Raw genomic sequence first — 14,088 nt, forward strand, 5'->3', positions numbered from 1 at the left:
GTACTCAAATTTTGGTTTGGTGTCAACCTGGAGGGAGTTACCAATTGCACAAAACCTTCCTTATAGCTGAAAGTTATCCGTCTCTGCAGTCTCAGACATAAAATCCATAGACGGAAAATTTTGATGAGCGGAATTCAGGCGTCTCAGCGTCGAGCAGGCCCAAGAGTCCCTCCCGGTTACAATTATTGTTCGTGATTCAATGCAACACAAAAAGGCCACCCGAAGGTGGCCTTGAAAGTCATGCCGCGATGAGTTGCCGGGCGAGTGCCATCTCGACCGAGTCCCCGTCTTGGTTCAGCGCATCGAGCCCCGACTCCGGGACGTCGCCCGACGTGCTCTGGGCCACGGCGATCTTCTTGGCCATCAGCTGCAGGCAGGTGATCTGCGAGCTGCCGGCATAGCCGAAGAACACCACCCGTACCGGATGCTTCTGTCCGATCCGCCACGACCGCCGCGCCGCCTGCTGCAGGGTGTAGACGTTGTAGCCCGTCTGCAGAAAGGCGATGGTCGGGAAGTCCAGCAGATCCAGGCCGGTCTTCACCAGTTCCGGATTGGTGATCAGCACGTCGATGTCGCGGTCGACCTGATCGAGGATCCAGTCCTCCCGCCGAGCCGTGTCCACCGAGGCGCGCAGCACCGCCACCTTCAAGCCGGCCTGTTCCAGCATCCGCTTGAGTCGACTGGTGGTGTCGCGCGTCCCGCTGTACACGGTGTAGGCCAGGACCTTGCGCTGCTTGGCCTTCTCCGCGAGGCAGAGGTCGACCAAGGCCCGCTCCTTGGGCATCAGCTCCTCGTCGCCGAAGAGCGCCGGCACCAAGGCCAACGTGTTCCGGGTCCGCGGGTGCTTGACCACCTCGGTGCGGAAGCAGCAGTCCGGCCAGGCCAGCAGCACGTTGAGCACCACGCCGAGCAGCGTGGTGTCCCGCCGTGCCAGGGCCTGGCGGAGCTCCGTCGTCAACGTGGCCGCCAGGCGCTGGTAGGCCGTGGCCTGTTTCGGCGCCATGGGCACGTCGACGAACTCCTCGCGGTAGTCCGGCAGCACGTTGCCACCGATGTCCTTCAGCTTGAGGAACACGGTGAACGGCAGTACGAAGCGGTGGATGCCTTTCGGGCCGAAGCCCGGGGCCTTCACCGTCCGCACCGAGAGCTTCTTGCCCCGGGCGGTCTTGTGCGATTCGCCGTCGCGCTCGGTGTAGATGTCCTTCAGCACGCCATGATCGCGCATGAACGACATGGCCGCGGGGGCCATGCTGCCACGGGCGTTCGGCCGGTAGCCGTCCTCGATCATGCGCCGGGTCAGGATGCGGAACAGGAGATAGAACAGGTCGTCGGCATAGCCGCCCATTAGGGTCCCGGTCAGCAGCACGGTTTTCCGTGCCTTCGCCGCCAGTACCCCCATGGCCTGGCCCTGGGCCGAGCCGCTGTTCTTGTACTCGTGCCCCTCGTCCACCACCAGCAGGTCGAAGCAACCATCCGGCAGATAGCGCTTGATGAACTCGGTCGGTTGATAGCCGCCTTCGCCGAAGCCGAACTCGAGGTTGGCCATGGCGCGCTCCATGCGCTTGGCCTGGCGGTCGCTGAAGATGAAGTTGCCTTGCGCGTCCATCAGGTTGACGAACTCGCTGACGTTGTCGACCAGCATCGAGGCGAGGAAGTCCTCCCCGAAGTCGTTGAGCAGGCGCTCGGCACGCACCGGACCGATGGTGGGGATCCGGCACATGGACTTCAGGATCGTCGTGCGACGATCGCTGGGGTCGGCTTGGCCGGGGCGCATCAGGGTCCAGAGCGCGGCGCCGCAGTGGGGACAGCGCCGGCGGCGCTCCTCGCTGCGGAACAGCTCCATCGTCAGCAGGTTGCCGTCCGGGTCCTCAAGGAGGCGGCCGCAGTCGGGACAACCCGCCAGGAGGCGGCCGCCGCCGGCACGCTTGGGCCAGCAGGCCAGCCGCCAGTGGAAGCCCATCCGCATCCGCACGCGACCGAGGACGAAGAACTCCTGACGACCGTCGTAGGGCCCCCCGAGCTGGTCGCGCAGCCTGAGCAGCTTGACCAGGGTGTCCGGGCCGTTGAGGACCCAGACGCGCGCGCCCGGAGCGGTCTCCAGGATCTCCCGCCGCCACTTGTAGACCAGGTGGGGCGGCGAGACCACGAGGGTGCGGCGATAGCCGGCCGCGTGCATCACGGCGGCGATCGCGATGGCCATCATGGTTTTCCCGGTGCCCATCTCGGCATTGAGGACGCAGGCCTGCTCGTGACGATCCAGCAACAGTGCTGCGGCCGCTTGCACGACCTCGGCCTGGGCCGGGAAGGGTGAGCGCGCAAGTCCCTCCAGCACGCGCTGCCGTTCGGCATCGCGCTGGCCGGTATAGACCGGCGGGTTGGAGCGGTTGAGCGAGTCCAGCAGCTCGTCGCCGAATTCGTCGATGAACTCGGTCAGTCCGATGGACAAGGGGGAAAGGGAGGCCGAGAGGCCCTGGGACAGGTCGGTCATATCGTTCATGTCGCTTCTCCTGGAAGAGATGAAGCAGGGCATGCACGACACCCCGGCGGGTATGCACATACCCTGCGGGTTGGTTAAACGACACCGGCTCGGTGTCGACGGGGTCAGTAGTCGCTGGGCAGCAGGACGGTGGTCGCGCTGCGGTCCGCTTCGGTGATGATCCAGAGCCGGGACTCGTCTCCGGCCTCGATGTCGTAGCTGGAGAACAGCCGGTCGCCCTGTTTCAGCGCTTGCTGGTTGCTCCGCCGATCCTCCTCGCACCGCTCGCCCCAATCGCCCGCCAGATGACGCTGGAGGTAGGGCAGCGGGTCGAGCAGGCCACGTGCGACCAGGTCATGGACGGCGCGTGTCTGCACGAGTCGGCCAGGTTCGAACCGCGGCGCAGGGCTGCTGCTCGGGGGTGTGGCAACGGGCGGCGCCGTTGGCTCCTCCGGTTGCGGACCGGACGAGCTGATGGTCAGCACGCGACCGAGGTGGGCGGAGCCCGGTGTCATCTCCCACGCCCGGATGATGGGCACGAAGCGGTCGGTGAGGATCCGCACCTCGGAGACGTTGCCGTCTTCGTCCTCGGTGAACTCGGTCTTGCGGACCTTATCCTTGTAGGTGTCGCCCTTCAGGACCAGGACGCGCCCGGACCGGGATCGCACCACGCCGGAGATCGCCCCGGCCGCCAGCGCGAGGGCCAGGTGCCAGCGCGAGAGCTCCCGAACGGGTGGACGCGGCTGCACCCCGGACTGGCCGAAGTGGAGGGTGAAGTCGGACCAGAGGCCTCGCAGCCGCTGGACCTCCTGGGCGAACTGCTCCGGCTCCAGGCTCACGCGGTAGAAGTGTTCCAGCTCGCGGGTCGCCGCCAGGACCCGATAGGGCTCCCAGGGCCAACACGCCGGCAGTTCCTCCGCCGTTTCCTGGCCGGCACCGATCGCCTGTAGGCGAGCGCGCACGGTGGCCACCTCCCGGGGCTTGGCCAGGTCCTGACGACGGATGCGGATGCCGAAGATCACCACCTGCTTGAAGGTGGGATCGACGGTCGCATAGATCCGCAGCGCGGTGAAGTGGTTGCAGAGCCAGCCGGTCAGTTCGTCGTCCAACACGTAGTGCGGGACGATGAAGACCAGGACGCCGCCGTACTGCAGCAGGGGCAGCGTGCGCTGGTAGAAGAGTTTCTCCAGGCGCCGCCGGCCGCTGCCTTGGTACTGCGAGGCCCCGGCATGGTCCGCGACCAGGTCGCCGTAGGGTGGATTGAGCCAGAGCAGGCCGAAGGACTGCCGACCGATTAGGGTGTCCATCAAGTCGCCGTGCAGCACCCGGTCGAGGAGCGATCGGGCATGCTCGGCGCGCTCCCGGTCGTACTCGACCGCGAACGCCTCGACCCGCTCGCGCCCCAGGGCGTGAGCGGCTTCGGCCAGGGCGACGCCTTCGCCGGCACAGGGATCGAGGATCCGCATCGTGCCGGTGGGGGCGGGCTCCAGGGCCTGCAGCACCCGCTCCAGGGTGGCCTCGTCGGTGGGGTAATAGCCGTTGCGGGCGAAGTTGCGCGCCAGGCGCGGAAACATCAGAGCCATGAAGGCCTCCTGTGAAGAAGTGAATGAGGGCGCCCGAAGGCGCGAAGTCGGGGGCTCAGGCGGGTGCCCGAGCCTCGAGGGTGAGTCGTCCCTGGCGGATCAGATCGCCGAGGGCCGGCTCCAGGACGTCGAGCTGGAGGGCGAGCCGCCAGGCGTGAACCCGGCCCAGCGCGCCGGGGAGGCGTTGCAGCATCCCGTGGTGGGTGAGGACCTCCATCACCGGCTCCCGCCAGTGCGCCAGAAGCGGCAACGGACAGGTGTCGGCGACCAGGGGCCATAGGTGCTGCAGTGGTGCTGAATCCTCCGTGAGGAGGGCATAGGCGAAGTGGTGGGCCCGATCGGGCTGGGTACAGCGCCGGTCGAACAGCCAGAGATGGAGCAGGCTGCCGAACAGCGTGCCGCGGTACTGCCGGGTGGTCCGCTTTTCCAACAGGTCGACGTTGGCGAAGACCGGCAGGTCCCGGCCGTCCTGCTCGAGGTGGACGTGCTCCAGGCCGTTCTCGGCGCTGCCGAGGGTCAGCCGGGCCAGGAACTCCTGGACGACGGTGTCGCGCCCCCAGGCGGAGAGGAAGACCAGGTTGCGCTGCTCGTCGCAGACGCAGGCGTCGACATACAGGTCGGGGCACTCCGCGACCGGGTAGAGCGCGTGGGGTTGCATGGATAGGCCTCCACTGAATAGGGGCCTGCCCACGAAGGGGCAGGGGTGCCCCTCGGGGTGTGTCGGTAAAGGTGAGTCGAGAGCGCTTAGGCTGCGGTGTCGCCATGATGGCGACGCAGTGCTTCGCGCCACGCCGGGTTGAGGCCGTAGGTGGCCATGTCCAGAAAGTGCAGGGGGCAGCCGTAGTAATACGGCCCCATCTCTTCCGGGATGGCCTTGTAGCCCCAGTAACCCTGGTTGCCGTCGAGCAGGTCCAGGTTGATGAAGGTGATCGCGTCCCCGATGGCATTGCCCTCGATGAACTGCGCCACTCTCATCTTCCACTGCACGACGGTCCAGAGCTCGTTGCCGACCAGGTGGTGCGCGAGCACGGTCCGGTCACGGGTGAAGCTGGAGGTCGGCGCCAACCGCTCCGCGATCAGCGCCTCTTTGCTGCGATGGGTATAAAGCCAGCCCATGGATGAATCCTCAGGTGATGGCCGGGCCCCCTGTCGGGTGGCCCCGGCAGGGTGGTCGTGAAGGTGATGCGATCGTGCGATCAGGTGCGGTTCCAGACCTGTTGCCGGAAGTCGAGGCTGTAGCCGAGCTCGCCCAGACGGGCGCACTGGGCACGCAACCGCTGGCGGTCGACCGTGGTATCCAGCTTGACCGTCTCGCCGAGCGGCCAGACGGTGCCGAACAGTTCGGCGTCCCCACTGGCGGCATCGGTAGTCGGTGCGGGCTTCGCGTCGTTCATGCCGAACGGCGCCTCGGCGGTCGGACCGGCGGGCGGCTTCGGCGTGGAGCGCGTAGGTGTCGGGGCCTTGGCCTTGCGGGCCGGCTCCGGTGGTGGCGTCTGCGACCGTTCTTCTTCCAGGGGATCGAGCTCCGTACTGGAAAACGTGGCGGTCTCTTCGGCGGTCAGGTGATCGAGGTCGTCCAGGGTCATGCTGTCGAGCTTCGCCCGGATCTCGACGACCAGGCGGCCGCCGGTCGAGTAGTAGGAGGGCCGGATCTCCGCGATGACGAAGTCGCCCCGGTACTTGCCCTCGTGATACTGATCCAGGAGGGCATCCTTGATGACGAACTCGCCGATGGAGGTGGCGAGGCGACCGACGTTGAAATCGCCGTTGCGTCCGTTGATGGTCCGAATCGCCAGTTGGCCGGGGATGGTGATCATGGTCGAGTCCTCACCCCGGGAACACCGGCAGGCCAGCCAGAACGCACGCGTGCGGATCGAACACTAGGAACCGCACATCGGCTTGGGCAGCCAGATGCAGGATGTCCACCAGTTCGGCCGGTAGGCCCTTGTCCAACTGTTCCTGACGCAGCGCGGTAAGGTTCTGGTCGTCCCAGGGCGTCAGGAGCAACTTGCAGCCCAATCCCTCGCCGGCATCCAGGCAGAAGAACTCGACCAGGGCGCCGGTCTGGGGGGCCGGCTCGCCGGCACCTGATAAGACGCGTAGACGCTGCCGCGCGCTCGCGGGCAGGTGCCCGGTGCTGATTTCCCAGCAGCGGCTGTAGTGGCCGGTCTCGAACGTCAGCCGTTGCACGACGGTGCGGGCCTGTTCGGCGGAATAGACATCGCCGACGAACATAGGCTGGCCGTTCTCCTCACCCGTTAGGGTATAGAGAACCTGGCGAACGATGCCGCGATGCGGGCATTGATCATCCAGCTCGTTTGCGATGACCTGCCCCTCGCTGATCAACACGAAGTCGTCATTGAAGACGCAGGGAAAGCACGCCAGTTCGGTATCCGGAAGATCGGCTTGGGTGGGATGGAGGGGGCGATAGCAGGGAGGGCAATCGTCTTCGTAAGTGATCTGCAGCATCCGCCGGATGCGCAGACGGTCATAGCCGCGGACGAAGGGGTTGTCTGCAGGGTGAGTCATGGTGAGAACCTCGTAGCGAGAGGGGCACCACGCCCAAGGGCCGGTAGCCCCTGGGGGAAAAGAGTCGGAAGGCAGAGCCTTCCGAGGTGGGTCTGAGCGCAGAGGCTCAGGACAGCGAATCGTGGCGCTGCGTCCAGGAGTGGGTCTCCAGGGCTTTCGCGGCGGCCTCGGTCGTGGGGAAGTACTCCTCGGACTCCCGGGTGAGGGGGCCGAGTTCATCGGCAGTCCCGATGTAGAAGCCCGCAGCGCTCTGGAGGATCTGCAGCGGGGATTCGGTGTGGAACTGGGCTAGAGCGAGTTGTCCGTACATGGTGGTCTCCGAACGTATCTGGAGCACACCATGCCCCGAGGGGGAATGGTGTCCCCGGGGGGGGTGATGAATAAAAGGCGCCCGAAGGGGCGCCTTGAGTTGGAATCAAGCAGTCCGGCGCTGATGCGGGCGGTCTGCGGGCTCCTCGGGTTGGGCCGGGGCTTCGGATTCCCCTTGCGGGGGCACCGGGAGCGGGTCGGCATTCTTGGGTTTGGCCTCGTAGACGGTTTCGCCATCCACCTTGATCCAGCCGATGAAGAGCAGTCGACCTTTCAGGCTTGCGCCCGGTTGACCTTTCTTCTCGCCTTTCTCGTAGGTGAAGGCATCTGCCCAGATGTCGCCGATGCGGAAGGACACCAGGACCTTCTTGCCGGCCGTGACGGCTTGTTCGCAGCGGCGTACCAGCTTTTCAGCCTCGGCGCCGACGACATTGCAGTCGATGTAGCAGTATTCCACGTCATCGGACGATCCCCGGAGGGCGGCGATGGTGGTGGCCAGGAAAGGGGCCCCCTTACGTGGTTTCACCTCGCGGATGCGGTTGAGATAACCGATGCCGCTGGTGTGCAGGTCGAAGAACTTGTTTTCGGTGGCGTTGCTCATGGTGATTCTCCAATTTCAAAAGGTTGAAAGCGGAGAAACACCTCGCCCGACAGGGAAGTATTCCCCGCGAGGGTAGGGCAAATCGGTGAAGGGTTAATGCATGTAGCGGATGGCGGTCAGTATCACACCGACAAAGGCGGACAGCATGACGCCCATGCGAATGGTGAGTCTCAGCTCCATTGCTGCAATCTGGGCCTGAAGCTCAGATTTCAGTTGAGCAATGTCCGATTTGACGTCTGATTTGACAACCAGCAGATCGGATTTTGTGGCCAGGACATTCTGCATATCCGACTCCAGAGCATCGACAACAGCAGTGGCTTTGCTTTCCTCGACATTGATGGAGCGCAATGCCTGGTACAGCGCTAAGCTCGCTTTCATGTAGGCCTCATTGGTCACGAGGCCTGCCCGGACGGGAAAGCCCCGTCGTGGGTGGGAAAAAGGTGCATTCATCGACCGTTGCCGGTTGATCGATCGCGCTGCCGAATGCTGAGCGATCTTGGGGTTGGATCTACGCGGAAACCGCGTCGCAATCACGAGATCCGGATTGCCTCGGGCATGTTGCTGACAACGTCAGCGAGACACGTCTCAAGAATCCGAAGAGCTCGGCGTCTTGTCAAGCGCGGGGATGAAAAAAGCCCCTCCGAGGAGGGGCGTTGGTGGGGCGTTCAGCAGGAGGCCGGCTCGATCGGCTCGATGAGCTGATCCAGCGATCCTCGCTTCGGCTCGATCACCGGGGGCACGGGCGTTTCGGCCTGAGCCGGTTGGGCCTTGCGGCGGCGGGGCCGTTTCTTAGCCTCGACGACTTCCCGGGTGTTGTTCTGGAACCAGAGGCCTAGGTCTGCGCTGGTCTTGCGGACGAACGCCGGTGTGCGATCGAGGTTGCTGAGTTCGGTCGTGGAAAGCAGCGGTCCGAATTCGCGGAGGATGCGGCCTTGGCCAACAGCCGGCGTTTCGGCCTTGTGGGGCTTCTTCCGGTTGTCGTCATAGGTCGTCCAGGGCGAGTCCGGCTGCTCTCGGGTCGCACGGAGGAATTCCCGGGTGACTGTGCCGAGGGCAGCGCCGAAACGGAAGCTGAGCGATGGGGTGGACATGAGGTTTCTCCTGCAGATTGATCATGCGGAGAAACACTGGCCCTATGCGGGGAGTGATTTCCCCGCTGGGTGAGATGACGCTGAGTGAAGTGTGCATTCATCGATTGATGGTCAATCGACCGATCGCGCTGCCGAATGCTGGGCGATCTTGGGTTGGATCTACGCGGAAACCGCGTCGCAATCACGAGATCCGGATTGCCTCGGGCCTGTTGCTGACGACGTCAGCGAGACACGCCTCAAGAATCGAAGGCGCCGAGGGGCGCTGTCAACCCCTGAAACGAATCCTATGATCTGCTCGGCTCACCCGAGGATCATGTCTCCCTGGGCAGTCTTTCTGACGGGATCTATTTAATAACAAAATAGAATTAGAAAATGTTTTATATGGCGAATAGCCTTATAAGTGGGTGCTGGCATATGGCCTCTATATCGCGTGCATTTCGTAGTCGGCCTCGCAGGAAGGGCTCGATCTAGATTGCCGGAATAAGGACATAACACGTGCGAGCCAATACAGACCTTCTATAAGGCGAAGCCCATGATTGCAATGGATGTTTTACAACAGCACTTCCGCCGAGAACAGGAGAGGCTTTGGGGGAGCCCTGTGCCGCTGATGGCGACTCCCGATGGCGTGGTGGGCCATTTTGCCCAATTTGTCCTGCACAGCCATTTTCAGCCGTTGTTCGATGCCAGAACTCTTCTGCCAGAAGCGTACGAGGCGCTGTTGCGCCCCGTCGATCACGAAACCCTTCAGTGTCATGCTCCGTCTGCAGCGTTCGGTTGCGCCAAAACGCCGGGGGAAGCTATCTACTTGGACCGGCTTTGCCGTGTGGTGCATGCGGCCAATTTTGTGCGTCAGCGGCCGAGTGGGCAATTGCTGTTCCTGAATGTCAGTGGTCGTCATTTGGTCGCCGTGGCCCAAGAGCATGGCTCGGCTTTCGAAAAACTGCTGGAGCTGTGCGGTCTGACGCCCCAACAGGTAGTGTTGGAAATACTGGAGTCCAGTGTGGATCAACTGGAGCTCTTACAAACGGCGGTGAAAGCCTATCGAGGACGAGGGTTTCGCATCGCTATAGATGACTTCGGCTGCCAGCACTCCAACTTCGATCGACTGTGGAAGTTGACTCCGGATCTGGTGAAGCTGGATCGCCATCTGGTTCAACAAGCCGAGGTCAATCCTCGGGCGCGGTTGATCCTGCCGAAACTGATCGAGATGATTCACGATCTGGGAGCCCGGGTGGTGTGCGAGGGCATCGAGACGGAGCTGCAGCATCAGCACTGTGTGAGTGCTGGGGCGGACCTTCTCCAGGGGTTCTACTACGCTCGCCCTCAGCCCTCGCTGCTCACGGAAGGGGGGATTGCAAGGCCACCCGTTCGCATGAGCAGGAGCGTCGGGTAACGCTCAGAGAAGATGTCTAGATGTCTCTGACGGTGCTCGAGATTATTCCCGGCCCCTTGCATCCGTGCTGGTATAGGAATGTCGTTGAGCTGCGGCAGAGGGGCGGCTAGCCGCCTCTGTTCGTGGCCACAGGATGATGGGCATGGTGGAGTTTCTGCACAGGGCAGATCCACGGCCCGGAGCGGGGTTAGATCTGCTTGCAAAATAGCTCTCAGGCTGCCAGTGTAATGACAAGTGTCTTTACTGGAGCCCGACAATGGCCTCGATCAATATTCGCGTGGATGACGACCTCAAAGCCCGCGCCTACCGGGAGCTGGAGCGACTCGGTGTCACCCCTTCCGAGCTGATGCGTCAGGCCCTGCAGTACGTGGCCGAACGTGGGCAGTTACCCTTCCGCCCGGTGCTGCTGACTGAAGAGGACGAAGCCCTGATGGCGACCGTTCGCGAACGGCTGGCCGCCCCGCAGCGCGTGAAGGTATCGCTGGATGACCTATAGCCTCGAATTCGATGCGCGTGCTCTGAAGGAGTGGCACAAGCTGGGCGATACGGTCCGGCAGCAGTTCAAGAAGAAACTGACCGAAGTCCTGAAGCATCCCCGCATTGAGGCCAACCGCCTGCAGGGCTTGCCCGACTGCTACAAGATCAAGCTACGCAGCGCCGGTTACCGCTTGGTCTACCAGGTCCTCGATCACGAGGTGGTGGTCTTTGTGGTAGCCGTCGACAAACGGGAGCGCTCGGCTGTCTACGAGAAGGCCTCCGAGCGGCTGGCCTGACCGCTCACACTACCCAATACGGTGCAATCCTGGGACGGCTCCGTGCGGAAACTGTCGCAGTCACAGGATCCTAACTGCTTCGGGCCTGTCGCTGACGAAATCAGCAGCACACGCGACCAGCGCTTCGGGTTCAAGGGGCTATCAAGCGAAGGGGCAGGGCAGGCGATGGGCGGGGCGGAATACTCGCCAGGGGCCTGTCCGACGACAGTCCGACTGGCGAGGCAGAGCGAGACTAGGTTGGGAGTGAAGGGGGAGCGAACGGAGAGAAGTGTGCCACCTGTGAGCGGAGCCACTCGTCCAGACCCCTGGGCATTGGTCCATCGAGCGATCGTCGCATCACCTGGCCCGTCATCGTGGCGGGGGCCAGCTATCGTCAGGCACGCATGCGCGCACAAAGGGAGCCCGTTTTGTCGCCGGCGGGCACCGGCGAGGAAAAGCGGCTACCCGAAGGGTAACCGGGTACGTCCGACGATCCGGAAGCACCTGGTTACCCAGCGGGCAAGCTAGAACTGAAAAGCGTGGGCCGCAACACCAGTGCGGCCCTAAGACTAGTGTGCACCGAACCTTCTGTGAACCCTATGTGCCTATAAACTCGCGTTCACGAGAGTTGAAGACAGCTGCGTGTCTGCTAGTACAGGGAGACACAGGGAGAATTCACGCGAAAATCTGCACGACCTTCCCGATGCTTATCGTGCTCTAGGGGTGGCCGCCACAGAACGAATCTGCCGCGACCGGGGTTGTCACTGATGACCGCCAGTGACCAACGGGGTGGAACAACGTTACGGCGCCATTATGTGGGGGGCGGAGGGGGGAACGCAAGGGACGCCCCTCTCAGGCCGGGCTGGTTTCCTTGGCCTTGCCCGGGCGGCGCTTGCTCTTGCCGGCACCGTCGATGGCCTGGATTCCCTTGCAGTCGGGGTACTTCGAGCAGCTCCAGAACTCGCCCTTGGTTCCCTTGCGCCGGCTCATCGGCGCGCCGCAGAGCGGGCAGGCGGGACTGGGCGGCAGCTTGATCGACAGGGTCATCGTGCTGCAGCGGTTCACCAGGCTGGTGATCCAGGTGGACTGCTTGGCCACGAACGCCTCCAGGCTGAGCTGGCCGCTCTCGATCAGGTCCAGGGCCTGCTCCCAGACTGCCGTAGTGCCCGGGTCGGCGACGGCCTTGGGGACGGCATCGATCAGCGTGAAGGCGGCCTCGGTGGCGCGCACGGCCTTGTTCTTCTTCACCAGGTACTGGCGATCGATCAGCCCCTGGATGATCCCGGCGCGGGTCGCCTCGGTGCCGATGCCGGTGGTCTCTTTCAGCGTGGCCTTGAGCCGTGGATCCTCCACCAGCTTGGCCACGTTCTTCATGGCCTTGACCAGGTCCCCTTCGGTGAAGGGCTTGGGCGGCTGGGTCTGCTGCGCCTTCAACTCGACGCCCTGCACCTGACAGCGCGAGGCGTTCTGCAGCGGTGGCAGGAGCTGGGAGCGCCCCCTGCTCGCGCTGTCGTCTTCCTCGGTGGTCTGGCCGAAAAGCGCCCGCCAGCCCGGCACGACGATCCGTTTGCCGACCGCCTGCAGCGCCACGCCCTCGCAGTTGAAGTCCGCCACGGTGCGGTCGAATTCGTGGTGGGGCAGGAATTGCGCCAGGTAATGCGCCCGGATGATGCCGTAGACCGCTCGTTCCTTCTCGGACATGGCGGCGAGGTTGGCAGCCTCGAGGGTGGGGATGATGCCATGGTGGGCGGTGATCTTGCTGTCGTTCCAGGCCCGGGAGCGCAGGCTCCGGTCCAGGGTCTGCAGCACCGGGGCGATGGCTAGATCGGTCGCCGCCACGGCGGCCAGCACGGCGGGGACCTCCTGGAGCATGCTTTCCGGGAGGTAGCCGCAATCCGTTCGGGGGTAGGTGGTGGCCTTGTGCGTCTCGTACAGCGCCTGGGCGACATCGAGGGTTTCCTTGGCCCCCAGGCCGAGCCGCTTCGAGCACACCTCCTGCAGTGTCCCGAGGTCGAACGGCAGGGGCGCGGCTTCCTTCACCCGATTCGTTTCCACCGTGATGGCGATCGCCGTCAGGCCGGGCGCGAGGCGGGCCTTCACCGCCGCCGCCGCCCCCTGATCGAGACAGCGCCCCTCGTCGTCGGTGAGGGCGTCGTCCGGCACCCAGTGCGCGGTGAAGGCCTGGCCGTTGGCGAACAGCTGCACCTCAAGGCTCCAGAACGGCACGGGGACGAAGTGGGCGATCTGCCGGTCCCGGTCCACCACCAGGCGTAGGGTCGGCGTCTGTACGCGACCCACCGAGAGCACGCCGCTGTACCCGGCCTGACGGCCGAGCAGGGTGAACAGGCGGGACAGGTTCATGCCGATCAGCCAGTCGGCCCGCGAACGCGCCAGGGCAGAGTGATAGAGCGGGAAGGTCTGGGCGCCGGGCTTGAGTTCCGCCAGGGCCTTGCGGATCGAGGCCTCGTTGAGGGCCGACAGCCAGAGGCGCTCGATCGGCCCGCGATAACCACAGTAGTCCACCAGCTCGCGGGCGATCATCTCGCCCTCGCGGTCGGCGTCGGTGGCGATGACCAGCGCCGAGGCCTGGGCCAGGAGCTTCTTGACGATCTTGAACTGGGTGGCGGTCGCGGACTTGACCTCCATCTTCCACTGGGCCGGGACGATGGGCAGGTCCTGGAGTGACCAGCGCTTATAGGCCTCGTCATAGGACTCGGGCTGAGCGGTCTCCAGCAGATGGCCGATGCCCCAGGTGACGGTGACTCCCGGGCCGACGAGGCAGCCATCGCCGCGCTGGGTTGCGCCCAGCACCTTGGCAATGTCCTTGCCCTGGCTGGGCTTCTCGCATAAAAACAGACGCATAAGCGGTTCTCCTGACGGTTGTCCGGAAGAACCCTGCCAGCTCGCCGGCCGACGAGCCGCAGTCAATCCTAATTCAGTGCCGTTCGATTCGATTTATGCAAAAGCTTCTCGCGGCAACACTGCTGCTCGTCCTTGCCGGATGTACCTCCCAGCCGAACCCGGGCATCACCGTGGTCGATCACTCGACGACCATGCTCTGGCGGCAAACCAGTCCCTATATGTGGGAGCAAACCATCGTTCCGGCCTCAACAGTCCCCTGATCCGGTCACTGGTACAGGACGACCGAGCTCTGGGGAATGGCGGTGGGGACGCTCATGCCGACCAAGCCGGCAAACGAGTTGAGCAACTGGCCGCCCGAGACAGAGCCCACCACTAGGAGCCGCTCGGTCGACGCTACGAGTTGACATTATCCTGGAGCTGCGTCGCCAATACTTGGCTTCCGCCCGCTTTCAGATGATCTGAGTTGCTGGGGGTTTTGCCGCCGCTCTTTGA

The 14,088-nt window shown here is 64.0% G+C and carries 14 protein-coding genes; 3 read left to right on the plus strand and 11 right to left on the minus strand.

Going from position 1 to position 14,088, the window contains the following annotated elements; all coding sequences use genetic code 11:
• Nucleotides 1–238 precede the first annotated feature (238 nt).
• The 10 genes from ACFOJE_RS16710 to ACFOJE_RS16755 all read right to left on the minus strand — a co-directional run bounded on the left by ACFOJE_RS16710 (nucleotide 239) and on the right by ACFOJE_RS16755 (nucleotide 8,589).
• Nucleotides 239–2,488 (minus strand): SNF2-related protein, encoded by a 2,250-nt coding sequence (locus tag ACFOJE_RS16710; RefSeq protein ID WP_377816327.1) that lies wholly within the window; start codon nucleotides 2,486–2,488, stop codon nucleotides 239–241.
• A 113-nt stretch (nucleotides 2,489–2,601) separates the two neighbouring features.
• Nucleotides 2,602–4,059, minus strand: a complete 1,458-nt coding sequence (locus tag ACFOJE_RS16715; protein ID WP_377815756.1) for a DUF6094 domain-containing protein — start codon at nucleotides 4,057–4,059, stop codon at nucleotides 2,602–2,604.
• Between the two features lie 55 nt (nucleotides 4,060–4,114).
• Entirely contained in the window at nucleotides 4,115–4,717 is a 603-nt protein-coding gene (locus ACFOJE_RS16720) for a hypothetical protein (protein ID WP_377815758.1), read from the minus strand.
• 86 nt (nucleotides 4,718–4,803) lie between these two features.
• Nucleotides 4,804–5,175: a hypothetical protein gene (locus ACFOJE_RS16725; RefSeq protein ID WP_377815760.1), complete on the minus strand. Its 372-nt coding sequence runs from the start codon at nucleotides 5,173–5,175 to the stop codon at nucleotides 4,804–4,806.
• An 80-nt stretch (nucleotides 5,176–5,255) separates the two neighbouring features.
• A complete protein-coding gene (locus ACFOJE_RS16730) occupies nucleotides 5,256–5,876 on the minus strand; it encodes a DUF3275 family protein (protein WP_377815761.1) in 621 nt (206 codons plus the stop codon).
• Between the two features lie 10 nt (nucleotides 5,877–5,886).
• Entirely contained in the window at nucleotides 5,887–6,588 is a 702-nt protein-coding gene (locus tag ACFOJE_RS16735) for a DUF5983 family protein (RefSeq protein WP_377815763.1), read from the minus strand.
• A gap of 106 nt (nucleotides 6,589–6,694) precedes the next feature.
• Nucleotides 6,695–6,898: a hypothetical protein gene (locus tag ACFOJE_RS16740; protein ID WP_377815765.1), complete on the minus strand. Its 204-nt coding sequence runs from the start codon at nucleotides 6,896–6,898 to the stop codon at nucleotides 6,695–6,697.
• A 105-nt stretch (nucleotides 6,899–7,003) separates the two neighbouring features.
• Nucleotides 7,004–7,498: an STY4534 family ICE replication protein gene (locus tag ACFOJE_RS16745; protein WP_377815766.1), complete on the minus strand. Its 495-nt coding sequence runs from the start codon at nucleotides 7,496–7,498 to the stop codon at nucleotides 7,004–7,006.
• 93 nt (nucleotides 7,499–7,591) lie between these two features.
• Entirely contained in the window at nucleotides 7,592–7,876 is a 285-nt protein-coding gene (locus ACFOJE_RS16750) for a hypothetical protein (RefSeq protein WP_377815768.1), read from the minus strand.
• Nucleotides 7,877–8,163: 287 nt separating this feature from the next.
• Nucleotides 8,164–8,589 (minus strand): hypothetical protein, encoded by a 426-nt coding sequence (locus ACFOJE_RS16755; RefSeq protein WP_377815770.1) that lies wholly within the window; start codon nucleotides 8,587–8,589, stop codon nucleotides 8,164–8,166.
• Between the two features lie 532 nt (nucleotides 8,590–9,121).
• On the opposite strand from ACFOJE_RS16755, the gene ACFOJE_RS16760 reads away from it, so the two are divergent.
• From ACFOJE_RS16760 to ACFOJE_RS16770, 3 genes are all read left to right on the plus strand, one after another.
• Entirely contained in the window at nucleotides 9,122–9,982 is an 861-nt protein-coding gene (locus tag ACFOJE_RS16760) for an EAL domain-containing protein (protein WP_377815772.1), read from the plus strand.
• Nucleotides 9,983–10,238: 256 nt separating this feature from the next.
• The gene (locus ACFOJE_RS16765) at nucleotides 10,239–10,478 is read left to right on the plus strand and encodes a type II toxin-antitoxin system RelB/DinJ family antitoxin (RefSeq protein ID WP_377815774.1); all 240 of its coding nucleotides are present in this window, start codon (nucleotides 10,239–10,241) and stop codon (nucleotides 10,476–10,478) included.
• Nucleotides 10,468–10,755, plus strand: a complete 288-nt coding sequence (locus ACFOJE_RS16770) for a type II toxin-antitoxin system RelE family toxin (protein WP_377815776.1) — start codon at nucleotides 10,468–10,470, stop codon at nucleotides 10,753–10,755. Before ACFOJE_RS16765 ends, ACFOJE_RS16770 begins: the two co-directional genes overlap by 11 nt.
• A gap of 831 nt (nucleotides 10,756–11,586) precedes the next feature.
• Here ACFOJE_RS16770 and ACFOJE_RS16775 read toward each other — a convergent pair.
• Nucleotides 11,587–13,596 carry a DNA topoisomerase III gene (locus tag ACFOJE_RS16775; RefSeq protein WP_377815777.1) on the minus strand — a complete coding sequence of 670 codons (2,010 nt, stop codon included), beginning with the start codon at nucleotides 13,594–13,596 and terminating at the stop codon, nucleotides 11,587–11,589.
• Nucleotides 13,597–14,088 lie beyond the last annotated feature (492 nt).

Source organism: Azotobacter bryophylli (assembly GCF_042643485.1).
Lineage (GTDB): Bacteria > Pseudomonadota > Gammaproteobacteria > Pseudomonadales > Pseudomonadaceae > Azotobacter > Azotobacter bryophylli.